The sequence below is a fragment of the Pseudomonas sp. TWP3-2 genome (genome assembly GCF_049897765.1).
GTDB lineage: Bacteria > Pseudomonadota > Gammaproteobacteria > Pseudomonadales > Pseudomonadaceae > Aquipseudomonas.
This window is the reverse complement of sequence record NZ_JAFCWW010000010.1, coordinates 143,227-165,260: the sequence shown is the minus strand read 5'-3', so window position 1 is coordinate 165,260 and position 22,034 is coordinate 143,227. Positions and strand designations below refer to the sequence as shown.

The window sequence follows — 22,034 nt, the reverse complement described above, 5'->3', positions numbered from 1 at the left end:
ACGTGTGGGTTGGTGTTGCGGACTTATTTGAAGTCCACATCGAACGCTTGATAGAAAGCGTTGCCGGTGTTGGCAACGATCCACATCAGGACGATGACGTGGTGACCCTTCTTGTTGGCCGGAAGTTTCACCTCGTGATTGACCTTGGCCTTCAATTCCGCCGAATGACTGTAGTACGGAACCTGAGTGTAGAAATCCTCGGCGAACGGCTGCGCGTCCAGTTGCGCACGGCTGATGCGCTGCTGTGGATCCCAGCCATCCTTGGTGATCAGCCAACGGTAGCCACGGGTGGTGTGCGGTGCGGTGTACTCCCAATTGACCTTCAGAGTCTGGCCAGGCGTGACGTTGAGCAGCGGCCACTTAAACGGACGACCGAGTTTCTTGCTCATTTCCGCTGCGGTGAAGTTCACACAATCCCGGGCGTCATCCTTGCCGCCGCTGAGAATGTGACCGTCGGCCGGTGGCACTACGCTTGGGCTATCCGACTCGTAAGGCGCCGGGAACGGACCGGCCACCAGCGCCGGGAAGTTTTTGCCCCCTTCCATCTCGTTGACCTGCCAGCCGCCGAGCAATCCTTGATCGATGGCCACCGCGCCACGACTGGCCGGGGAGATGACGCGACCGTGTCGCAGTTGATTTTCAGCTTGTGGTTGATTCATGTTTTTCACTCCGTTGATTTAAGAACTCTCCTTTCCGAGGAGAGGCCTTCAACCTAACGGAGGTGGATTTTTTGTCCATTGGCGGATTTGTCGCGGTCGCAGGCACTGGTTCACGAAAACGCTGAAAACACTGGATATAAACACAGTGCTTTATGAGTAATCCTACTCGACATATGGAGAAAGGATTACACGCCGAGACCACATAAACCTGCATCCCGCGATCAAGCCAATTGAGCTTTGAACTCCTTTTGGTATTGCCCCGCGAGTTGCTCTTTCTGTTTTTCGTCGAGCAGTTTGCCGGCCATCTGGAAGAACTTTTGCTCCTCCTCCTTCAGATGGTGATGGACCTTGTCCGACAGCTTCTTCGCAGTCGCGAGCCAAGCCGGACTGGACATCTCGGTCTCGTCCAGTTCTTCCATCATCTCGTCCATTTCATGGTGTTCGGCGATGGCATGGCGGCTGAGGTCGACGCCTTGGTCCATCTCCATCAACGGGATATAGAAGAAGCGTTCCTCAGCGGTTTCATGGGCCTGCAACTCGGCTTTGAGCTGTTTGTAGGCCTCGACGCGTTCCGGGCTGTCGCCACTGGTCTCGATCAATGCCTTGGCGTAGGTGCGCTGACGGTCGTGGCTTTCGCGCAGGGCTTCGAAAATGTTCATGGAGTCTCCTCGGCTATGCGTTCTGAATTGACGCTGTAAATGCCTAGACCCCGGCGCGAGAGCAGCGGTTCCATACATGAATCGAGGGATAGAACAATTGGCTTGAGACAGCTAGGCTGCGGGTCTCTGCCATAAGGAAGTAGCACATGACGTTGCGGATCGAGCTGTCGCAAACCAACACGGAAGAAGAACGCCTGGCGATTCTTGCGCCGTTACATGCTTACAACGTTGCCAAGGCTGGAATTGCCAAATCCAAGCCGCTGACCCTGCTGGTGCGTGATGAGCAGGACGTCATACTCGGCGGTCTCTATGGACGACTTGTGTGCCAGTGGCTGTTCATCGATTTGCTGGCGGTGCCGGAGCAAGGCCGCGGGCAAGGTATTGGCTCGAAACTGATGCAAATGGCCGAAGACCTGGCGCGGGAAAACGGGTGCATCGGGATCTGGCTGGACACCTTTGATTTTCAGGCGCCGGAGTTCTACAAGAAGCTCGGCTTCAGCCAGTTCGGTGAGCTGGTGGATTATCCGCCGGGGCACAAGCGCCACTTCTTTCAGAAGCGCCTGAACAGCTGAGCCGGCGGATCTGCTGTGCTTTACAGACAGGTCGCCAACGCCGCCAATCGGCGCTTGGCGACAAAATCATCTTTCTGCGCGTAGTAGTTCAACAGGGTGCCAGAGGCATCACTGCTGACATCGACAAACGACTCTGCCGAACGGGTATAAACCGTCGAGCCACCCTTCTTGCCCGGTTGCAGATACGCGCCTGCATCCACACCAAACACCGCTTCGTCCTGCCAGGAAAATTGCACGCACTGGGCCACAACGTTCTCGGGTTTGTCCGAGTTCAACACCTTGTACGGGGTTTGGGTGCGGGCATCTTCCATCACCGAACCTGCGCAACCGGCCAGCATGCTCGCTGCCAGCGCTACCATCAGAATTCGCATTGCATTCGCTCATTCAGAAAAAAGCGGACTGTATCACCGCAGCGCCGCGAAACGTTCTGCTTTACTGCATTTAGCGCGCGACACATTGCGCCTGCTCCTGCACCCTATGGTCATCAAGCCCTACAAGGAAAGCCCATGGCGCCTACCGACCAGCGACACGAACACGCCTTGAAATTGTTTCTCGATGCGCGGCCCGAACTGCGCGAGACCCTCGATCATCTGAATCCGTTGTTGGCCCAGGCCAAGGGTGAAACCCAGGCGCAGTACCGCGAAGAACGCCTGCACGAAGCGTTTGAGGCCGAGGCTGAAAGCCTGAACCTGTTCGCCTGGGAACTGACGTTGAAATTGACCGCTGACACGCCTGAGGAATATCAGGCACAACGGCTGGAAGTGCATCGCGAAGTAGCGGAGATGGCCGGTATGGACTGGCTGGAGTATTGCGATTTGTACGGCATAGAGCCGTAACGCATCGCACGGACAACATCGACTTCGCCGCCCCGCCGAGAAAGCTTTATCATGGCCGCAGTTTTGCTGATCGAGTCCGTCATGAAGTTCGCCATTGCGTTGTTCTCCGCCGCCCACGCACCCTCCTCGCGCCGCGCCCTGCTGTTCGCTCAGGCGGCGCTGGCCGGGGGGCATGAAATTGTCCGGCTGTTTTTCTATCAGGACGGTGTGTTCAACGCCTCGGATGCGCTGGTCACCCCGCAAGATGAACTGGACTTGCCCAAGCAATGGCGGGCCTTCATCACCGAGCAAAATCTGGACGGTGTGGTGTGTATTGCCGCCGCCCTGCGCCGTGGTGTGCTGAATGACGAAGAAGCCAAGCGCTATCAGCGCGCAGCGGTCGCCGTCAGCGCACCGTGGGAATTGTCCGGCCTCGGTCAGCTGCACGATGCGGTGCAAGACGCCGACCGACTGATCTGCTTTGGAGGCGCGTGAGATGGCCAAATCCCTGTTGATCATCAGCCGCCAATCACCGTGGTCCGGCCCGAGTGCGCGCGAGGCGCTGGACATCGTGCTGGCCGGTGGCGCGTTCGATCTGCCGATCGGCCTGCTGTTTCTCGATGACGGCGTGCTGCAACTCGGCGCCGGGCAGAACGCCAAAGCCCTGCAACAGAAAGACCTGAGCGCCAATCTGCAAGCGCTGCCGATGTTTGGCGTTGAGGAACTGTTCTATTGCGCTGAAAGCGCCAACGCTCGCGGCATGGGCCAACTGTCGCTGGACGAAGCACAACCGCTTGGTGCCGCTCACATCACCGCCCTTATTGACCGTTACGACCAGGTGATCACCCTCTGATGTCGACTTTGCATGTGTTGTCTCATTCCCCGTTCGGCGACGACCGACTGACCAGTTGCCTGCGTTTGATCGGCAGCTCTGATGCCTTGCTGTTGTCCGGTGACGCGGTCTACGCGCTGCAACCGGACACCGCGCCGCTGGCTGCTTTGCAACGCCGTGAGGAAAATTTGTACGTGCTGGCGGAAGATGCCGAAGCCCGTGCGGTATTGGTCCCGCATTGGGCCGAAGTGATCGATTACCCGGGCTTCGTCGAATTGTCGATCCGCTATGACAAGGTCAACAGCTGGCTATGAATGTTTTGAACGTCGGCGCCCGCGCCATCGAACTGGACAAGGACGGCTTCCTGGTCGACCTCAGCGACTGGTCGGCAGACGTTGCCAGCGCCCTCGCCGCTGCCGAAGACATCAAATTGACTGCCGAACACTGGGAAGTCCTCGAACTGCTGCGCAGCTTCTACGCCGAATTCCAGCTGTCGCCAGCGACCCGGCCGCTGATCAAGTACACCGCGCTGAAACTCGGCGCGGACAAAGGCAACAGCCTGCACCTGAACCGACTGTTCAAAGGCACCCCCGCCAAACTCGCCGCGAAACTGGCGGGCCTGCCCAAACCGACGAATTGCTTATGACCGACTTTCCAGCGCTGACCCTCGAAACGCCCGCCGAACACCCATTCGCGCAATTCGTGCGGATTCTCGGCAAAGGCAAACGCGGCGCCCGCGACCTGACCCGCACCGAAGCCCGGGAAGCCATGGGCATGGTGCTCGACGATAAAGTCGAAGACACCCAGCTCGGCGCCTTCCTGATGTTGCTGCGCCACAAGGAAGAAAGCGCCGAGGAAATGGCCGGCTTCACCGAGGCCTTGCGCGAACGTTTGCAGGCGCCGGCATTGAATGTCGATCTGGACTGGCCGACCTACGCCGGCAAAAAGCGTCACCTGCCGTGGTATCTGCTGGCGGCCAAGTGCCTGGCGCAGAACGGCGTGCGCATCTTCATGCACGGCGGCGGCGCACACACTGCCGGGCGTATGTACTCGGAGCAACTGCTTGGCGATCTGAACATCCCGTTGTGCCGCGACTGGCAGCAGGTCGGCAGCGCGCTGGACAACGGCGGCCTGGCATTCATGCCGCTAGTGGACTGGGCGCCCCAGTTACAGAACATGATCGACCTGCGCAACACCCTCGGCCTGCGTTCGCCGATTCATTCGCTGGCGCGGATTCTCAATCCACTGGGCGCGCGTTGCGGCTTGCAAAGCATTTTCCACCCCGGCTATCAGGCAGTGCATCGCGATGCCAGCGGTTTGCTCGGCGACACCGCAATTGTGGTCAAGGGCGATGGCGGCGAAATCGAGATCAACCCGGACGCCGACAGCCATTTGTACGGCACCACTGGCGGTCAGAGCTGGGACGAGGAATGGCCGCAGTTGTCGGCACAACGCCACGTCAAACCGGCATCGCTGGACGTCGAGCATTTGAAAGCGGTTTGGCGCGGTGATGTGGTCGACAGCTATCCGCAAATGGCGCTGATTTCGACTATGGCACTGGCGCTGCGCGGTCTGGGCCAGAACCGCGAACAGGCCTTCGCGACCGCCGAGCAGTACTGGGCCGCACGCAACAAATCGATTTAACCGATCATTCACGCCCGATCTTTGCGCTTTTTGTTCGAACTCATCGGAATAGACTCGACTCCAACGAATTATTGATTTGTGGAGTCTTGATCATGGGTTTACTCGTCGATGGCCACTGGCAGGACAAGTGGTACGAAAGCAGCAAGGACGGTGCGTTCCAGCGCGAACAGGCGCAACGGCGCAACTGGGTCACCGCTGACGGCCAGCCAGGCCTGAGCGGTGACGGCGGTTTCGCTGCCGAGGCCGGACGTTATCACCTCTACGTTTCGCTCGCTTGCCCATGGGCGCATCGCACGCTGATCCTGCGCAAACTCAAAGGGCTGGAAAGTCTGATCGACGTCTCAGTCGTTAGCTGGCTGATGCTCGAGAACGGCTGGACCTTCGACCAGAACCTCGGTTCGACCGGCGACAAACTCGATGATTTTGACTTCATGCACCAGCGCTACACCGCCGACACCGCCGACTACACCGGCCGCGTCACTGTGCCGGTGCTGTGGGACAAACAGCTCAAGCGCATCGTCAGCAATGAGTCGGCGGAAATCATCCGCATGTTCAACAGCGCGTTTGATCATCTGACTGGCAACGACCTGGATTTTTACCCGGCGCCATTACGCGGTGAAATCGATGCCCTGAACGAGCGGATTTATCCAGCGGTAAATAACGGCGTGTATCGCGCCGGATTCGCCACTTCGCAGCAAGCGTATGAACAAGCTTTCGATGAGGTGTTTGCCGAACTGGATCATCTGGAGCAGGTGCTGGGCGCGAATCGCTACTTGAGCGGCGAATACCTGACTGAAGCGGATGTGCGCTTGTTTACCACGCTGATCCGCTTTGACGCGGTGTATCACGGGCACTTCAAGTGCAATCTGCGGCGGATTGCCGATTATCCGAACCTGTCGAACTGGTTGCGCGAGATGTATCAGGTGCCGGGTGTGGCCGAGACGGTGGATTTTCAGCACATCAAGCATCACTACTACGCTAGCCACAAGACCATTAACCCGACTGGTGTGGTGCCGAAGGGGCCGGAGCAGGATTTTACCGTGGCGCATGACCGCGAACGGCTGAGTGGCAAAGGCGTTTGGCGCCGGGGTTGATTGATTCGGTGTATTTGAGGGCCCCATCGCTGGCAAGCCAGCTCCCACAGTGATTTGTGTGATGCTGGAGATTACAGCTCCACTACGATTCCACAGGCCTTGGGTGATGCTGGAGATTGCAGCTTCAACGCAAAACCTGTGGGAGCTGGCTTGCCAGCGATGGGCGCGACTCGGTCTATCAGACCTGCGCCTGTGCGCCTTCAAACCATGCGAGTTTCTCGCGCAGTTGCACCACCTCACCGACGATCACCAGTGTCGGCGCATGCACTTCATGCTCCGCCACCAAGCGCGGCAAGTCGGCCAACGTCCCGGTAAACACCCGCTGATTGACGGTAGTGCCCTGCTGAATCAACGCCGCCGGGGTATCCGCCGCTCGACCATGCTTGATCAACTGCTCGCAAATCACCGGCAAGCCCACCAGCCCCATGTAGAACACCAGCGTCTGCGCCGGCGCGACAAGGTCCGCCCATGGCAGATCGGTGGAACCGTCCTTCAAGTGACCGGTGACGAAGCGCACTGATTGCGCATAGTCACGATGAGTCAGCGGAATCCCGGCATACGCCGCACAACCACTGGCCGCAGTAATGCCCGGCACGACCTGAAACGGAATGCCATGCGCCGCCAGTTCTTCGATCTCTTCGCCGCCACGGCCAAAGATGAACGGATCACCGCCCTTCAAGCGCACCACGCGTTTACCGGCCTTGGCCAGATCGACCAGTTGCTGGTTGATCTGATCCTGCGGCACAGCGTGTTCGGCACGACGTTTGCCGACGTAAACCCGCTCGGCGTCGCGACGACACAGCTCGAGAATTGCCGGAGCCACCAAGCGGTCATAGAGCACCACATCGGCTTGCTGCATCAAGCGCAAGGCACGGAAAGTCAGCAGATCCGGATCACCCGGCCCGGCTCCCACCAGATACACCTCACCGGTAGTGATGCTCGGTTCCCCGTCGATTTTCGCCTGCAACAGACGCTCGGCCTCGGTGCCCTGCCCGGCCAGTTGCCGATCGGCAATCGGGCCTTGAAACACGTCTTCCCAGAAACCGCGACGCTGCTGCACGTCCGGAAACAAGCCTTTGACCTGATTCCGAAAACGCGCAGCCAGTCCGGCCAACTGGCCGTAGGTTGAAGGAATCCAGGTTTCGATCTTGGCGCGGATCAGACGCGCCAGCACCGGCGCATCGCCGCCGCTGGACACCGCGATGATCAGCGGCGAGCGATCGACGATCGCCGGGAAAATCACACTGCACAGCGCAGGCGCGTCGACCACGTTGACCGGCACGCAACGCCGATGGGCATCGGTGGAGACTTGCGCATTGAGCATTTCGTCGTCGGTGGCGGCAATGATCAGCCCGCAATCGTCGAGATCCGTTTCGACATAACCGCGCAACAGGCACTCGCCACCGCTGGCAGCGACCAGTTCAGCCAATTGCGTTTCGATTTCAGGTGCGACCACCCGCAGCAGCGCACCGGCGTCGGCCAGCAGACGGGATTTGCGCAAGGCAATTTCCCCCCCACCGACGACCAACACACGACTGCCGCGCAGGTTGTGAAACAGCGGCAGATATTTCATTTAGCCGATGACCTCGAGGCCACCCATGTACGGCTTGAGAACGTCCGGCACGCGGATCGAACCGTCAGCCTGCTGATAGTTTTCCAGCACGGCAACCAGGGTACGCCCCACTGCCAGACCGGAGCCGTTCAGGGTATGCACCAGCTCAGGCTTGCCGGTTTCCGGGTTGCGGAAACGCGCTTGCATACGACGCGCCTGGAAATCGCCGCAGTTCGAGCACGAGGAGATTTCGCGGTACTTGTCCTGGCTCGGGATCCACACTTCCAGATCGTAGGTCTTGACCGCGCTGAAGCCCATGTCGCCGGTGCACAGCGCCAGAGTGCGGTAAGGCAATTCGAGCAGTTGCAGGACTTTTTCAGCGTTGGCGGTCAGGCCTTCCAGCGCTTCCATCGACTGCGATGGCTCAACGATCTGCACCATCTCAACCTTGTCGAACTGGTGCTGACGGATCATGCCACGGGTGTCGCGACCCGACGCACCGGCTTCACTACGGAAGCACGGGGTGTGGGCGACGAACTTGATCGGTAGCAGTTTCGAATCGACGATTTCGCCGGCGACGATGTTGGTCAGCGACACTTCCGCAGTCGGAATCAGGTACAGATCGGCTTCGCCTTCGCGAGTGATCTTAAACAGGTCTTCTTCGAACTTCGGCAGTTGACCAGTGCCTTGCAGCGCCGGCGCCTGAACCAGATAAGGCGTGTAGGCCTCTTCGTAGCCGTGCTCGTTGACGTGCAGGTTGATCATGAACTGCGCCAGGGCGCGGTGCAGACGGGCGATCGGGCCGCGCAGCAGGGCGAAACGTGCGCCGGACAGCTTCGCAGCGGTTTCGAAGTCGAGCCAGCCGAACTTCTCGCCCAGCGCAACGTGGTCCTTCACTTCGAAATCGAATGCAGTCGGCGTGCCCCAGCGGCGCACTTCGACGTTGTCTTCTTCGTCTTTGCCAACCGGCACCGATTCGTGCGGCAGGTTGGGAATGCCGAGCAGGATCGAATCCAGTTCAGTCTGGATTGCATCCAGTTCGACTTTACCGGCACTCAATTCGCCCGCCATGCGCTCGACGTCAGCCATCAGCGGCGCGATGTCTTCGCCGCGCTGCTTGGCCTGACCGATGGACTTGGAACGCGCATTACGCTCAGCCTGCAGTGCTTCGGTGCGGGTCTGGACGGTCTTGCGCTGTTCTTCCAGCGCTTCGATGCGCGCGACATCCAGGGCAAAGCCACGGGAAGCCAGGCGGTCCGCTACGTCCTGAAGGTTGCTACGTAACAGTTTGGAATCGAGCATGTCGGTTTCTCGTTATCAAAGTTTGGTCAGGGACAGGCCGGCCCAGGTGGCGAGCAGCCCGCCGAATACGCTGATCGCCGCATAGCCCAGGGCCAGCGGCACTTGCCCGCTTTCCAGCAAGCGCACCGTATCCAGTGAAAAGGATGAAAAAGTCGTCAGCCCCCCGAGGAAGCCGACCATCAACCCGGCACGCACCTCGATCGGCACCTCCGGGCGTAGCAAAAACAGGCCGTACAACACGCCGATCAGCAGGCAGCCCACGATATTAACGGCCAGCGTCGCGGTATAGAAGTGCCGCGGCCAATTGGCGTTGATCCAATTACCGGTGGCGAAGCGCAACAAGGTGCCGGCAACCCCGCCGGCCGAGACCGCAACGATCAATGGAAGCACTATTTTCTCCGCTGTCTTGGGCTTAAACGGTCGAGTTGCGCGAGGTGATTGAGCTTCTCGCCGATCTTCAATTCGAGGCCACGGGGCACCGGCTGGTAGAACGGAATCGGCTCGAGTTCGTCCGGAAAATAGTCTTCACCGGCGGCATACGCGTCTGGCTCGTCATGGGCGTAACGGTATTCATCGCCGTAGCCGAGCTGTTTCATCAGTTTGGTCGGCGCGTTGCGCAGGTGCAGCGGGACTTCCAGCGAACCGTGTTCGGCGGCGGCGCGCAGTGCGGTTTTGAAACCCATGTACACCGCGTTGCTTTTCGGCGCGCAGGCCAGATAGGTGATGGCCTGGGCCACCGCCAATTCGCCTTCGGGACTGCCCAGGCGTTCCTGCACTTCCCACGCTGCAAGACACAGGCTCAGGGCGCGCGGGTCGGCGTTGCCGATGTCTTCGCTGGCCATGCGCACCACGCGCCGGGCCAGGTATAACGGATCGCAGCCGCCGTCGATCATTCGCGCGAACCAGTACAGCGCACCGTCCGGGTTCGAGCCGCGGACCGATTTGTGCAGCGCGGAAATCTGGTCGTAGAAGGCTTCGCCACCCTTGTCGAAGCGTCGACGGGTGTCGCCGAGCAGGCTTTGCAGGAGTTCGCTGCCGATTTCGCTGTCGTCTTCGGCCAGATCCGAAGCGTTTTCAAGCAAATTCAGCAGACGCCGGCCATCGCCATCGGCTGCGGACAGCAGCATCTGGAAGCCTTCGTCATTCAGCGTCAGATTGCGCTTGCCCAGACCGCGCTCTTCGGTGAGCGCGCGCTGCACCAGTTTGCGCAACGCGGCTTCGTCGAGGCTTTTGAGTACATAGACTCGCGCCCGCGAAAGGAGCGCGTTGTTCAGTTCAAACGAGGGATTTTCGGTGGTAGCGCCGATGAAGATCAGCGTGCCGTCTTCAACATATGGCAGGAATGCATCCTGCTGGGATTTGTTGAAGCGGTGCACTTCATCGACGAACAAAATAGTGCGCTTGCCGTATTGCCCGGCTTGCTGCTTGGCGATTTCCACCGCCTGACGGATCTCCTTGACCCCGGCGAGCACCGCCGAGACCGTTTCGAAGTGCGCATCCGAGACTTCCGCGAGCAGCCGCGCCAGCGTGGTTTTACCCACGCCCGGCGGGCCCCAGAAGATCATCGAATGCAGGGCACCCTGCTCCAGCGCCTCACGCAGAGGCTTGCCGCGAGCGAGCAGGTGTTCCTGACCGACGTACTCATCCAGATTGGTCGCGCGCAAACGGGCGGCCAGCGGCTGGGCAATCGGTGCACTGCGAAACAGATCCATCACGTACCGTTGAAACCTCTGTGCTTATTCCTGAATCACATCGGCACCCTTGGGGATGTCGAACTTGAACTTCGATGCAGGGATCGCTGCGTTGGCCTTGACCCCGGTGAACAGGATATTGGTGCGTTGGCCGACGCTGTCGATCAGTTGCATGTCATTGACCAGACCGTTGCGGAACGACAGACGCAGGCTGTCGAACAGGGTGTCTTTGGTTTTCGGCTTCAGAGTGAAGTCGATCACGCCACCGGCTTCTTTGGCGCTGATGTCGAAGCTCTGGCTGATTTTCGATACATCATCTGACAGCAACAGCGCTGGAGTCTGGGTCAGGCGCGGATCAAGCTTTTTGATCGTGACCTGTTCCAGATCCGGGTCCCACAAGGTGACTTTCTTGCCGTCGGAGACCATGGTCTGCTCGTTAGGCGCTTCGGTGTGCCAGTAGAACAGGCCCGGACGCTGCAGGGACATTTCGCCGGTGGTTTCCTGCAACTGGGTGCCGCCGCCATCCAGCGTGAGCTGCGAAAAACGCGCGGTCAGGGTATTGGATTGCTCCAGCAATTGGGTCAGACGCGCCACGTCCTTGTCATCGGCGTGGGCTGTAAAAGTGGTCAGCGCCAGTACTGGCAGCAACATGCGGATAAGACGCATGGGAGTCCTCTTGAATACGCGTAGGAAAGTGGACGGCGCCTCATGCACCGTCCATTACATTTGAATCAGTCGCGCACCGGGCCAGGGGCCAGTACTTCACGCGAACCGTTGGTGTTCATCGACGTCACGACCCCGGCCATTTCCATGGCTTCGATCATGCGTGCGGCGCGGTTGTACCCAATCTTCAGCTTGCGCTGTACTGCGGAAATCGAGGCGCGGCGGCTTTCCAGCACGAACTGCACGGCTTCGTCGTACAGCGCGTCGGCTTCCGGATCATCACCGTCGCCACCACCACTGCTGCCTTCGAAACCGCTGCCCGCCTCTTCGACACCGTTGAGGATATCGTCGTTGTATTCCGGTGCGCCGCGCAGCTTCCAGGCTTCGACCACACGGTGTACTTCTTCGTCGGAAACGAACGCGCCATGAACCCGGATCGGCAGGCTGGTGCCGGGTGGCATGTAGAGCATGTCACCGTGGCCGAGCAATTGCTCAGCGCCGCCCTGGTCAATGATGGTCCGGGAATCGATCTTGCTCGAGACCTGGAACGCCATACGGGTCGGAATGTTGGCCTTGATCAGACCGGTAATCACGTCCACCGATGGACGCTGGGTCGCGAGAATCAAGTGAATACCGGCGGCACGTGCTTTTTGCGCAATACGCGCGATCAGCTCTTCAACCTTCTTGCCGACGATCATCATCATGTCGGCGAATTCGTCGACCACCACAACGATGGTCGGCAGCTTCTGCAGCAGCGGCGCTTCGTCGTGGATGCTTTCGCGCTTGTACAGCGGATCGCTCAGCGGCTCGCCGGCGTCCTGCGCTTCCTTGACCTTGGCGTTGAAGCCGGACAGGTTACGCACGCCCATTTTTGCCATTAGTTTGTAGCGCCGTTCCATCTCGGCGACGCTCCAGCGCAGGGCGTTGGCGGCGTCCTTCATGTCGGTCACGACCGGGCACAGCAAATGCGGAATGCCTTCGTAGATCGACAGTTCCAACATTTTCGGGTCGATCATGATCAGCTTGGCGTCTTCCGGGCCGGACTTGAACAGGATCGACAGAATCATCGCGTTGACGCCCACCGACTTACCGGAACCGGTGGTACCGGCCACCAGCAAATGCGGCATCTTCGCCAGGTCGGTGATCACCGGTTTGCCACCGATGTCGTGACCCAGCGCCAGGGTAACCGGCGACTTGAAGTTGTCGTACTCCGGGGTCGACAGCACTTCGGAGAAACGCACGATCTGCCGGTCTTCGTTAGGAATCTCGATACCGACGGTCGTCTTGCCGGGAATCACTTCAACCACGCGCACACTGGTCACGGCCAGCGAACGCGCCAAGTCTTTCGCCAGGTTGGAAATGCGGCTGACTTTCACGCCCGCGGCTGGCTGGATTTCGTAACGGGTGATCACCGGGCCGGGGTGAATCGAATCCACAGTGACTTCGACGCCGAATTCCTTGAGCTTGATCTCCAGCAAGTGGCCGACCGCCGCCAAGGATTCAGGCGAGTAATTGAGTTGTTTCTTTTCCGCAGGATCGAGGATCGAGATCGGCGGCAAGGTGCCTTCCACGGCGCTGTCGACGAACAATGGCGCCTGTTTCTCTTTCTGCACGCGCTTGCTTGGCTCAGGCGCTTTGACCGGGGCCGGTGCGATGACCGGCGGCACCTGCTTCTCGCGGTCGGACATGTGCTTGCTCAGAGCCTGCTCGCGCTCGATCAGGCGTTCCTTGACCTTGGCCTGCTCGCGCTTGTCGGTGACGGTCGGTGCGACCACATCATGCACGCGATCATCGACTTCACGCAGTTGCGCGACCAGTTGCTTGCGTTCGGTGCGTGCAGCCCACCAGCGATTGAGCGCGCCCTGGAACAGTTCGAACAGATCGAGCGTGATCTTGCCGGTGACGTCCATCACCTTGAACCACGACAGATCGGTAAACACCGTCAGGCCGAACAGGAACAGCGCTATGAACATCAGCGTGCTGCCCTGAATATTCAGTGCATTGCGCGCCAGATCGCCAAGGCTTTCGCCCAGCGCACCACCCGCGCCTGCTGGCAGACCGGTAGCAGCGTGGAAGTGAATGTGCGCCAGCGCAGCGCCGGACAGCACCAGAAACACCAGACCGATCAGGCGCCAGGAGAACAGCCAGCCGCTCCACTGCCACGGCTCGTGGCGCTGACGGAAGATCTGATAAGCCTTGACCGCCAGCAGCAGCGGGAAGATATAGGCGAAGTAACCCAGCACCATGAACAGGATGTCGGCGCTGTAGGAACCGGCCGGACCGCCGAAGTTCTGTACGTCGTCGATCTTGCTGTTGTGGCTCCAGCCCGGATCGTCCTTGCCGTAGGTCAGCAAAGCCATCATCAGGAACAGGCACAGGGCACCGATGGCGATCAATGCACCTTCCTTGAGCCGGTAGTGCAATTGCTGGCGCCAGAGCGGGACGACTGTTTTGGGTGCTGCGGTGGATTTCTTCAAAACGCTTCTTTTCCTGCGCCGTGGCGCGTCCATCTATTGAGTGACAATAAAAACTGCCCGATCCAGGCAGGTAAAAAAAGTGAGCAGGCGCAACTGGGACTACTTTTAACACTGCACGCCGGGATTAATAAACCGGGGCGCGTAGCGAAGATTCTAAAACAGCCCGGCATTGTACGGGTTTGCGCGTCCGATGCCATGTTTCACAGCATAGTCAAACGGGCAAAAGCTGCGGCTCAATTTGAGCATGCATTATGTTTTGTTACAAAGGCTTATGAGGGCTATTTGATGAACATCGCGATGAACGCGGCAAAGCACACATTGCGGGCGATCATGAAGTCCGCTTACGACCGCACATATCGCATCAAGTTGCAGCAGTGCATGCGTTGTGCAGGATCGGCAGGACATGGCCGCCATTTAACGGCACACTTGAGCGCGGGCCTGAGCGCCCACTACCCTCCCCTTCTGTAAGCCCGGACGCCATGCTGACTTGGTTGCAACGCAATTCCCTGAATTTTCCGCCACTGGAAAAGGCCATGCGCGATCCCAACGGATTACTGGCCGCCGGTGGCGATCTTTCTGCCGATCGCCTGATCCAGGCCTATCGGCACGGCTGCTTTCCGTGGTTCTCGGAGGGTCAGCCGATCCTGTGGTGGTCGCCCGATCCGCGCACCGTGCTGTTTCCCGACGAATTGCACGTCTCGCGCAGCCTCGGCAAACTCCTGCGCCAACAACGCTATCAAGTGACCTTCGATCAGGATTTCGATGCAGTGATCCGCGCCTGCGCCGCGCCGCGCGACTACGCCGACGGCACCTGGATCACCCAAGCCATGCAGGATGCCTACGTCGAACTGCACCAGCGCGGCTTCGCCCACTCGGTGGAAGTCTGGGATCAGGGCGAACTGGTCGGCGGCCTGTACGGCCTGGCGATGGGCCAACTGTTTTTCGGCGAGTCGATGTTCAGCCGTGCCGATAACGCCTCAAAATTCGGCTTTGCCACTCTGGTGCAGCATCTGAAAGACTCGGGTTTCGTGCTGATCGACTGTCAGATGCCGACCGATCATCTGCACAGCCTCGGCGCCCGCGCGATCTCGCGCTCGACATTCGCCGACTATCTGGGCCGTCATCTCGATCAACCCAATCGTGCCACCTGGGTTTGCTGAGCGACTTTTGCGCGCGTGGCTTACACTTGATTAACCAGCTTATCCCGAGGTTTGATTCATGACCGAGTTGGCGCGGTTGAAGTTCTATGCCACTCAGCCCCACTCTTGCAGTTATCTGCCCGAGGAGCAGGCGACAACCCTGTTTCTCGACCCTAGCCAGCCCATGGATGTGCACGTCTACGCAGACCTGTCGGAAATGGGCTTTCGTCGCAGCGGCGACCATTTGTACCGCCCACATTGCCAGAACTGCAATGCGTGTGTACCTGCGCGTATTCCGGTCGCGCAGTTCAGCCCGAACCGACAGCAGAAGCGCATCTTCAAGCGCAACGTCGACCTTCAGATTCACCCGGTCAAACCAGGCTTCAGCGAAGAATATTTCGATCTCTACCAGCGCTACATCGAACAGCGCCATGCCGACGGCGATATGTACCCGCCCAGTCGCGATCAATTCTCGACTTTTCTGGTACGTGACCTGCCCTTCTCGCGCTTCTACGAATTTCGTCTCGACGGACGGTTGCTGGCGGTCGCCGTGACCGATCTGCTGCCGAACGGCCTGTCGGCGGTCTACACCTTCTACGAGCCGGCGGAAGAGCGCCGCAGCCTCGGTCGCTACGCAATCCTGTGGCAGATCGCCGAGGCCCAGCGCCTGGGACTTGAAGCGGTGTACCTCGGATACTGGATCAAGAACTGCAAAAAGATGAGCTACAAGACCCAATATCGGCCCATCGAACTACTGATTAATCAGCGCTGGGTTGTCCTCAACTAAACGCAAGCCGTAAACCCCTTGGCGTAAACACCATTTTTCGGGCACAATGCACGCCGCTTTTGCCTGGCGCAGTTGCACCGGGCCATTCATTGGATACCGAGGGCTTTACTGCATGTCGAAAGAAGACAGCTTCGAAATGGAAGGCACTGTCGTCGACACCCTGCCCAACACCATGTTTCGTGTGGAGTTGGAAAATGGGCACGTCGTAACCGCGCATATTTCCGGCAAGATGCGCAAGAACTACATTCGTATTCTTACCGGTGACAAAGTGCGCGTCGAGCTGACGCCCTATGACTTGAGCAAAGGGCGTATTACTTACCGCGCTCGTTAATCAAGTCAATACAGAACGCCCGGGTTATTCCGGGCGTTTTTGTTTGTCTGCGATTTGGGCTTTTTTGGATTTGTGAGCATATCCGTTGCTGCGGTGATGGCTTCTTAGGGTTCCGCCCTTACGGCGGGTCACCTTTTTCAAACGCCAAAAAGGTAACCCAAAAGGCTTCTCCCTGACGTACGGCACCTCGCTTAGGCTCAGTGTTCCCTCGCTACGGCGCCCATCAGGGGCATCGCCTCCGGTTTGCTGCGCTGCACCTCCTCTCGATGAATGCGGCTGCGCCGCACGGCGCTGCGCGCCTACCCCTGATGGACGCCTACGCTCGGCCTGCCGATGGAGCTGGAGATCAAAAGCCACATCAAAAGCCGGATCAAAAGCCGGATCAAAAGCCCCTCACCCTAGCCCTCTCCCGGAGGGAGAGGGGACTGACCGAGTGGTTTGGCAGAGGTACGCCGACGTGCGATACCGCGTTGAACTCAGGTTTTGAAAAGCACACAAATCGGCCCCCTCTCCTAAGGGAGAGGGGTGAATCCACCGCAAAACCAAAGCCGAACACCCGCCTCTCACCACTCAACACAATGAGCGTTAGCTCGAGAGCAGCTCTTGATCTCGAGCGCCCGTCGGCAGGCTGAGTGGAGGGATTGATCCGGGGGTGGGAGCGCAGCGACCGTTTGGCGCAGCCAAACACATCGAGAGGAGGTGCAGCGCAGCAAACCGGAGGCGATGCCCCCGGATCAATCCCGGAGCGAAGGAACCCGAGCCACAGCGAGGGCCGAACGTCAGGGATACAGCGTTTTGGTTACTTTTGGGCGTTTGCAAAAGTGACCCGCCGTAAGGGCGGAACCCTAACTCGCCATCACCAAAAAAACGGATATAAACCCAAAACCAAAAAACCCCGCAAAACAAAAAAGGCGCCCGAAGGCGCCTTTCGCTTAACAACAATGTCAGGCCATTTCCGCCGTAGTCTCGAAGTCAAACGTCAACTCACCATCCTTGATGTCGATGTGTACCACACCGCCATGCTCGGCCAGCTCGCCAAACAGAATCTCCTCCGCCAACGGACGCTTGATCTTGTCCTGAATCAGACGCGCCATCGGACGTGCACCCATCGCCGCATCGTAACCACCCGCCGCAATCCAGCTACGCGCCGCGTCAGTCACCTCCAGCAAGACACGCTTGTCTTCCAACTGCGCCTGAAGTTCGGTGAGGAACTTGTCCACCACACTTTTGATGACCTCATGACTGAGGCGACCAAACTGGATAATGGTATCCAGACGGTTGCGGAATTCCGGCGTGAAACTCTTCTTGATCACTTCCATCGCATCGGACGAATGATCCTGATGCGTGAAACCAATCGAAGCACGCGCCGCAGTTTCGGCACCAGCGTTGGTGGTCATGATCACGATCACATTGCGGAAATCCGCCTTGCGTCCGTTGTTGTCGGTCAGCGTACCGTGGTCCATCACCTGCAACAGCAAGTTGAAGACTTCCGGATGCGCCTTCTCGATTTCGTCGAGCAGCAGCACGCAATGCGGTTGCTTGGTGATCGCTTCGGTCAACAGACCGCCCTGATCGAAGCCGACATAACCCGGAGGCGCACCGATCAGACGCGATACGGTGTGACGCTCCATGTACTCGGACATGTCGAAACGCACCAACTCGATCCCGAGCGCTTTGGCCAACTGCCGCGCCGCTTCGGTTTTACCGACACCGGTCGGCCCTGCGAACAGGAACGAACCGACTGGTTTGTCAGGCGACTTCAGACCGGCGCGCGACAGTTTGATCGCAGTCGACAGCGAATCGATCGCCGCGTCCTGACCAAACACCGTCAGCTTCAGGTCACGCTCGAGGTTACGCAACAACTCCCGATCAGAGGTGTTGACGTGCTTCGGCGGAATCCGCGCGATCTTGGCCACGATGTCTTCAACGTGCGGGACTTCGATGCGCTTGGCGCGCTTCTCGACCGGTTGCAGACGCTGGTAGGCGCCGGCCTCGTCAATCACATCGATGGCTTTGTCCGGCATGTGCCGGTCATTGATGTAGCGCGAAGCCAGTTCGGCAGCGGCACGCAAGGCTTCATCGCTGTACTCGATGTTGTGGTGCGTTTCGAAACGCCCCTTCAGACCGCGCAGGATACCGATGGTGTCTTCCACCGAAGGCTCCGACACATCGACTTTCTGGAAGCGCCGAGCCAAGGCACGATCCTTCTCGAAGATGCCGCGGAATTCCTGGAAGGTGGTCGAGCCGATGCAGCGGATATCACCGGACGACAGCAGCGGCTTGAGCAGGTTCGAGGCATCCATGACGCCACCGGACGCGGCACCCGCACCAATAATGGTGTGGATTTCGTCGATGAACAGGATCGCCTGCGGACGCTTTTTCAGTTCGTTAAGCAGGGCCTTGAAGCGCTTCTCGAAATCGCCACGGTACTTTGTGCCGGCCAACAACGCGCCAAGATCCAGCGAATACACCACGCTGTTCGCCAGCAGGTCGGGCACCTGGTTGTCGACAATACGCTTGGCCAGGCCTTCGGCAATCGCGGTTTTACCCACACCTGCTTCGCCTACCAGCAGCGGATTGTTTTTACGGCGGCGCGCGAGGATCTGCGCGACACGCTCGACTTCCATTTCACGGCCGACCAACGGGTCGATTCGACCCTGACGCGCGAGTTCGTTGAGGTTGCTGGCATAAGCATCCAGAGGATTGCCTGAAGAAGAAGACTCACCGCCCTCGTCGTCCTGCATATCTTGTTCACCTTCAGAGTGATCGCCGTGCCCTGGCACCTTGGAGATGCCGTGAGCGATGTAGTTGACGACATCAATGCGCGCAACGCTCTGCTGTTTCAGCAGGAACACTGCCTGACTCTCTTGCTCACTGAAGATTGCAACCAGCACATTGGCGCCGGTTACTTCGCGTTTGCCCGAGCTCTGTACATGAAAGACAGCACGCTGCAGTACACGCTGAAAGCCCAGGGTTGGCTGGGTTTCGCGATCTTCGTCGTGGACGGGGATCAATGGCGTGGTGGAGTCGATGAACTCCTGCAGATCATGCTTGAGTTTGTCGAGGTTTGCGCCGCAGGCACGCAAAACGGTGGCGGCAGCCTCATTATCCAATAGCGCCAGCAGCAGGTGTTCGACGGTCATGAATTCATGACGTTTCGAACGAGCCTCCTTGAAGGCAAGATTGAGGGTGACTTCGAGCTCGCGGTTTAACATAGCTTCACCTCATACCCAAGTGGTCGGCGATTAACCGTCCTTCTCGATTTCACAGAGTAGCGGATGCTGGCTTTCCCTGGCGTACTGGTTGACCTGCATGGCCTTTGTCTCGGCGATGTCACGGGTAAACACTCCACATACTGCCCGCCCTTCTGTGTGGACGGCCAGCATGACCTTGGTCGCCAGCTCGCGATTCAGGTTAAAAAACACCTCGAGCACTTCGACGACGAAATCCATCGGTGTGTAGTCATCATTAAACAAAACCACCTTGTACATCGGTGGCGCCTGCAACGCAGGCTTTGCTTCCTGAACAGCAACGCCCGCCGAATCGTCGTCGTGTTCCTCCGGATGATCCTTTTGGAAGGTCGGGCGATCCTGATTGAATGTTAGTCGAATCTGGCTGATTGCATGCATGGAAAGAAAGGTTCGTCAGTTGTGCAAATACAGTGGTGGGGGCGCTTTGGCACGTTTTCAACTCCGACTGCCCGGTCACCTTGACTATCGGGAAAACGGTGTTACAACCAATAGAACCCACAGTGGGTAAAAAAGATCCGCGGAGTCAATCTTTATATTATGAAGATGACTGCGGACTCATTGGATGATACTCCAGCGATGGAGACTGTTGCAGAGGGATTTGAGCATGGCGGTCGGCACGGTGAAATGGTTCAACAATGCCAAGGGGTTCGGATTCATCAATACCGATGCCCCGCAGGGTAAGGACGAGGACGGTAAAGACATCGATTTCTTTGCCCATTATTCCGCCATTGAAATGGACGGATACAAAACCCTCAAGGCCGGGCAAAAAGTCAAATTCGAAATGGTGCAAGGCCCCAAGGGTCTGCATGCGGTCAAAATTACTGCTGCTGAGGTCGCATCAGATGCCGCCTCGGTCGCCGCCGCGCACCAGAAGGTAACCAGCTAAAACGAATACAAACCACCTGCCAGAAAAAACCGCCCGACTCGATTACTCGAGCCGGGCGGTTTTGTTGTAGCTGATTATTACAGGGGCGTTTACATGTGCGAGATCAGCGCATCGCCAAAGCCGGAGGAAGACACCAGCTTCGCGCCGTCCATCAGACGTTCGAAGTCATAGGTCACGGTCTTGGCGGAAATCGCGCCATTGGTGCCCTTGATGATCAGATCTGCCGCTTCGGTCCAGCCCATATGTCGCAACATCATCTCCGCGGACAGAATCAGCGAGCCCGGATTGACCTGGTCCTTGCCGGCGTATTTCGGCGCAGTACCGTGAGTCGCTTCGAACATGGCAATGGTGTCGGACAGGTTGGCACCCGGTGCGATACCGATACCACCCACTTCTGCCGCCAGCGCGTCGGAGAGGTAGTCGCCATTGAGGTTCAAGGTAGCGATCACGTCATATTCGGCCGGGCGTAGCAGGATTTGCTGGAGCATGGCATCGGCGATTGCATCTTTGACCACAACATTCTTGCCGGTTTTCGGGTTCTTGAACTGCATCCACGGGCCACCGTCGAGCAGGGTCGCGCCGAATTCTTCGGCCGCCACTTCGTAGGCCCATTCCTTGAAGGCACCTTCGGTGAACTTCATGATGTTGCCTTTGTGCACGATGGTCAGCGAATCGCGGTCATTGTCGACCACGTATTGCAGTGCTTTGCGCGCCAGACGCTTGGTGCCTTGCAGCGAAACCGGCTTGACGCCGATGCCGCAGTTTTCGTCGAAACGGATCTTGGTGACGCCCATTTCTTCTTTAAGGAATTTGATGACCTTGGTCGCTTCCGGCGAGCCGGCCTTCCATTCGATACCGGCGTAAATGTCTTCGGAGTTCTCGCGGAAGATGGTCATGTCGACATCGCCAGGCTTTTTCACCGGGCTCGGCACGCCTTCAAACCAGCGCACCGGGCGCAGGCAGACATACAGATCGAGCTGCTGACGCAGCGCCACGTTCAGCGAGCGGATGCCGCCACCGACCGGGGTGGTCAGCGGGCCTTTGATGGAGACTACGTAGTCCTTGACCGCATCGAGGGTTTCCTGAGGCAGCCAGGTGTCCTGATCGTAAACCTGAGTCGCCTTCTCGCCGGCGTAAACTTCCATCCAGGAGATCTTGCGCTTGCCGCCGTAGGCTTTCTCAACGGCAGCATCGACAACCTTGATCATGACCGGGCTGATATCAACCCCAATGCCATCACCCTCGATGAAGGGGATGATCGGGTTCTCAGGAACATTGAGAGAATGGTCTGCGTTGACGGTGATTTTGTCGCCGACGGCTGGAACCTGAATCTTCTTGTAACCCATGCTGAACTCCATTGTTTGGATTGAACATCTGGCTTGGTCCGAGCGTAACCCAGTTAAATCAACACGCAAACCCCATGTTCCGGGCGCGGGCACAAAGCGTTTCGTACAAGCCTGAAAGCAAAGGGAAAAGCGCCAATCTCAAGCATTCGCAACGACTCTACGCCCCACCCTGCCCTGCGACCTTTAGACCAATGGACGAGAATCGTTGCATATGAACCATCGGCAGATTGCCAGCTACCTATGTATAATGCCGCCCGCTGACCACAGGGTCACGGCGGCTGGCCTCTCTAGAACGAGACTTTCCGACCTATAGGCAGGTTGTTATCGCAGCCTG

At 58.5% G+C, this 22,034-nt stretch carries 25 protein-coding genes; 13 read left to right on the top strand and 12 right to left on the bottom strand.

The window, feature by feature from the left end:
• Positions 1–23: 23 nt before the first annotated feature.
• Both ACP7EE_RS17045 and ACP7EE_RS17040 read right to left on the bottom strand, forming a co-directional pair.
• Positions 24–659, bottom strand: a complete 636-nt coding sequence (locus tag ACP7EE_RS17045; RefSeq protein ID WP_426235445.1) for a lytic polysaccharide monooxygenase auxiliary activity family 9 protein — start codon at positions 657–659, stop codon at positions 24–26.
• A gap of 221 nt (positions 660–880) precedes the next feature.
• On the bottom strand, positions 881–1,318 hold the full coding sequence (locus ACP7EE_RS17040) for a hemerythrin domain-containing protein (protein WP_420648944.1): 438 nt from the start codon (positions 1,316–1,318) through the stop codon (positions 881–883).
• 146 nt (positions 1,319–1,464) lie between these two features.
• Here ACP7EE_RS17040 and ACP7EE_RS17035 point away from each other — a divergent pair, with 146 nt between their 5' ends.
• Positions 1,465–1,890: a GNAT family N-acetyltransferase gene (locus ACP7EE_RS17035; protein WP_426235443.1), complete on the top strand. Its 426-nt coding sequence runs from the start codon at positions 1,465–1,467 to the stop codon at positions 1,888–1,890.
• A 20-nt stretch (positions 1,891–1,910) separates the two neighbouring features.
• Here the strand turns inward: ACP7EE_RS17035 and ACP7EE_RS17030 are convergent, their stop codons facing one another.
• Positions 1,911–2,261, bottom strand: coding sequence for a hypothetical protein (locus tag ACP7EE_RS17030; protein ID WP_426235441.1), 351 nt, complete (start codon positions 2,259–2,261; stop codon positions 1,911–1,913).
• A gap of 135 nt (positions 2,262–2,396) precedes the next feature.
• On the opposite strand from ACP7EE_RS17030, the gene ACP7EE_RS17025 reads away from it, so the two are divergent.
• The 7 genes from ACP7EE_RS17025 to ACP7EE_RS16995 all read left to right on the top strand — a co-directional run bounded on the left by ACP7EE_RS17025 (position 2,397) and on the right by ACP7EE_RS16995 (position 6,275).
• On the top strand, positions 2,397–2,726 hold the full coding sequence (locus ACP7EE_RS17025) for a DUF6388 family protein (protein ID WP_420648947.1): 330 nt from the start codon (positions 2,397–2,399) through the stop codon (positions 2,724–2,726).
• 81 nt (positions 2,727–2,807) lie between these two features.
• Entirely contained in the window at positions 2,808–3,200 is a 393-nt protein-coding gene (gene tusD, locus ACP7EE_RS17020; RefSeq protein ID WP_426205379.1) for a sulfurtransferase complex subunit TusD, read from the top strand.
• A 1-nt stretch (position 3,201) separates the two neighbouring features.
• Complete coding sequence (gene tusC, locus ACP7EE_RS17015) at positions 3,202–3,558, top strand: sulfurtransferase complex subunit TusC (protein WP_426235439.1); 357 nt, start codon at positions 3,202–3,204, stop codon at positions 3,556–3,558.
• Complete coding sequence (gene tusB / locus ACP7EE_RS17010) at positions 3,558–3,851, top strand: sulfurtransferase complex subunit TusB (RefSeq protein WP_426235437.1); 294 nt, start codon at positions 3,558–3,560, stop codon at positions 3,849–3,851. Before tusC ends, tusB begins: the two co-directional genes overlap by 1 nt.
• Positions 3,848–4,183, top strand: a complete 336-nt coding sequence (locus tag ACP7EE_RS17005; RefSeq protein ID WP_426235435.1) for a TusE/DsrC/DsvC family sulfur relay protein — start codon at positions 3,848–3,850, stop codon at positions 4,181–4,183. Before tusB ends, ACP7EE_RS17005 begins: the two co-directional genes overlap by 4 nt.
• The gene (locus ACP7EE_RS17000) at positions 4,180–5,181 is read left to right on the top strand and encodes a glycosyl transferase family protein (RefSeq protein WP_426235433.1); all 1,002 of its coding nucleotides are present in this window, start codon (positions 4,180–4,182) and stop codon (positions 5,179–5,181) included. The genes ACP7EE_RS17005 and ACP7EE_RS17000 overlap by 4 nt, the downstream gene beginning before the upstream one ends.
• A 92-nt stretch (positions 5,182–5,273) precedes the next feature.
• Positions 5,274–6,275 (top strand): glutathione S-transferase family protein, encoded by a 1,002-nt coding sequence (locus ACP7EE_RS16995; protein WP_426235431.1) that lies wholly within the window; start codon positions 5,274–5,276, stop codon positions 6,273–6,275.
• A gap of 178 nt (positions 6,276–6,453) precedes the next feature.
• Here the strand turns inward: ACP7EE_RS16995 and cysG are convergent, their stop codons facing one another.
• The 6 genes from cysG to ACP7EE_RS16965 all read right to left on the bottom strand — a co-directional run bounded on the left by cysG (position 6,454) and on the right by ACP7EE_RS16965 (position 13,993).
• On the bottom strand, positions 6,454–7,848 hold the full coding sequence (gene cysG, locus ACP7EE_RS16990; RefSeq protein WP_426235429.1) for a siroheme synthase CysG: 1,395 nt from the start codon (positions 7,846–7,848) through the stop codon (positions 6,454–6,456).
• Positions 7,849–9,129, bottom strand: coding sequence for a serine--tRNA ligase (serS, locus tag ACP7EE_RS16985; protein ID WP_426235427.1), 1,281 nt, complete (start codon positions 9,127–9,129; stop codon positions 7,849–7,851).
• Between the two features lie 15 nt (positions 9,130–9,144).
• Positions 9,145–9,519 (bottom strand): fluoride efflux transporter CrcB, encoded by a 375-nt coding sequence (gene crcB, locus ACP7EE_RS16980; protein ID WP_420648956.1) that lies wholly within the window; start codon positions 9,517–9,519, stop codon positions 9,145–9,147.
• A complete protein-coding gene (locus tag ACP7EE_RS16975; RefSeq protein ID WP_426235425.1) occupies positions 9,519–10,841 on the bottom strand; it encodes a replication-associated recombination protein A in 1,323 nt (440 codons plus the stop codon). The genes crcB and ACP7EE_RS16975 overlap by 1 nt, the downstream gene beginning before the upstream one ends.
• Positions 10,842–10,865: 24 nt before the next feature.
• Positions 10,866–11,486: an outer membrane lipoprotein chaperone LolA gene (gene lolA / locus ACP7EE_RS16970; RefSeq protein WP_426205387.1), complete on the bottom strand. Its 621-nt coding sequence runs from the start codon at positions 11,484–11,486 to the stop codon at positions 10,866–10,868.
• A gap of 65 nt (positions 11,487–11,551) precedes the next feature.
• The gene (locus ACP7EE_RS16965; protein WP_426205388.1) at positions 11,552–13,993 is read right to left on the bottom strand and encodes a DNA translocase FtsK; all 2,442 of its coding nucleotides are present in this window, start codon (positions 13,991–13,993) and stop codon (positions 11,552–11,554) included.
• A gap of 3 nt (positions 13,994–13,996) precedes the next feature.
• Here ACP7EE_RS16965 and ACP7EE_RS16960 point away from each other — a divergent pair, with 3 nt between their 5' ends.
• The 4 genes from ACP7EE_RS16960 (at position 13,997) to infA (ending at position 16,217) form a co-directional block, all read left to right on the top strand.
• Complete coding sequence (locus ACP7EE_RS16960) at positions 13,997–14,428, top strand: hypothetical protein (protein ID WP_426235423.1); 432 nt, start codon at positions 13,997–13,999, stop codon at positions 14,426–14,428.
• An 11-nt stretch (positions 14,429–14,439) separates the two neighbouring features.
• Entirely contained in the window at positions 14,440–15,120 is a 681-nt protein-coding gene (gene aat / locus ACP7EE_RS16955; RefSeq protein ID WP_426205389.1) for a leucyl/phenylalanyl-tRNA--protein transferase, read from the top strand.
• Positions 15,121–15,178: 58 nt separating this feature from the next.
• Positions 15,179–15,886 (top strand): arginyltransferase, encoded by a 708-nt coding sequence (locus tag ACP7EE_RS16950; RefSeq protein WP_426235420.1) that lies wholly within the window; start codon positions 15,179–15,181, stop codon positions 15,884–15,886.
• A gap of 112 nt (positions 15,887–15,998) precedes the next feature.
• The gene (gene infA, locus ACP7EE_RS16945; RefSeq protein ID WP_002553999.1) at positions 15,999–16,217 is read left to right on the top strand and encodes a translation initiation factor IF-1; all 219 of its coding nucleotides are present in this window, start codon (positions 15,999–16,001) and stop codon (positions 16,215–16,217) included.
• 944 nt (positions 16,218–17,161) lie between these two features.
• On the opposite strand, the gene clpA is transcribed toward infA, so the two are convergent.
• On the bottom strand, positions 17,162–19,432 hold the full coding sequence (gene clpA, locus ACP7EE_RS16940; RefSeq protein ID WP_426235418.1) for an ATP-dependent Clp protease ATP-binding subunit ClpA: 2,271 nt from the start codon (positions 19,430–19,432) through the stop codon (positions 17,162–17,164).
• A gap of 30 nt (positions 19,433–19,462) precedes the next feature.
• Positions 19,463–19,846: an ATP-dependent Clp protease adapter ClpS gene (clpS, locus tag ACP7EE_RS16935; RefSeq protein ID WP_236483710.1), complete on the bottom strand. Its 384-nt coding sequence runs from the start codon at positions 19,844–19,846 to the stop codon at positions 19,463–19,465.
• A gap of 226 nt (positions 19,847–20,072) precedes the next feature.
• On the opposite strand from clpS, the gene ACP7EE_RS16930 reads away from it, so the two are divergent.
• Complete coding sequence (locus tag ACP7EE_RS16930) at positions 20,073–20,354, top strand: cold shock domain-containing protein (protein WP_426235416.1); 282 nt, start codon at positions 20,073–20,075, stop codon at positions 20,352–20,354.
• 89 nt (positions 20,355–20,443) lie between these two features.
• Here the strand turns inward: ACP7EE_RS16930 and icd are convergent, their stop codons facing one another.
• Positions 20,444–21,700, bottom strand: coding sequence for an NADP-dependent isocitrate dehydrogenase (gene icd, locus ACP7EE_RS16925; protein WP_426205392.1), 1,257 nt, complete (start codon positions 21,698–21,700; stop codon positions 20,444–20,446).
• Positions 21,701–22,034: the final 334 nt, after the last annotated feature.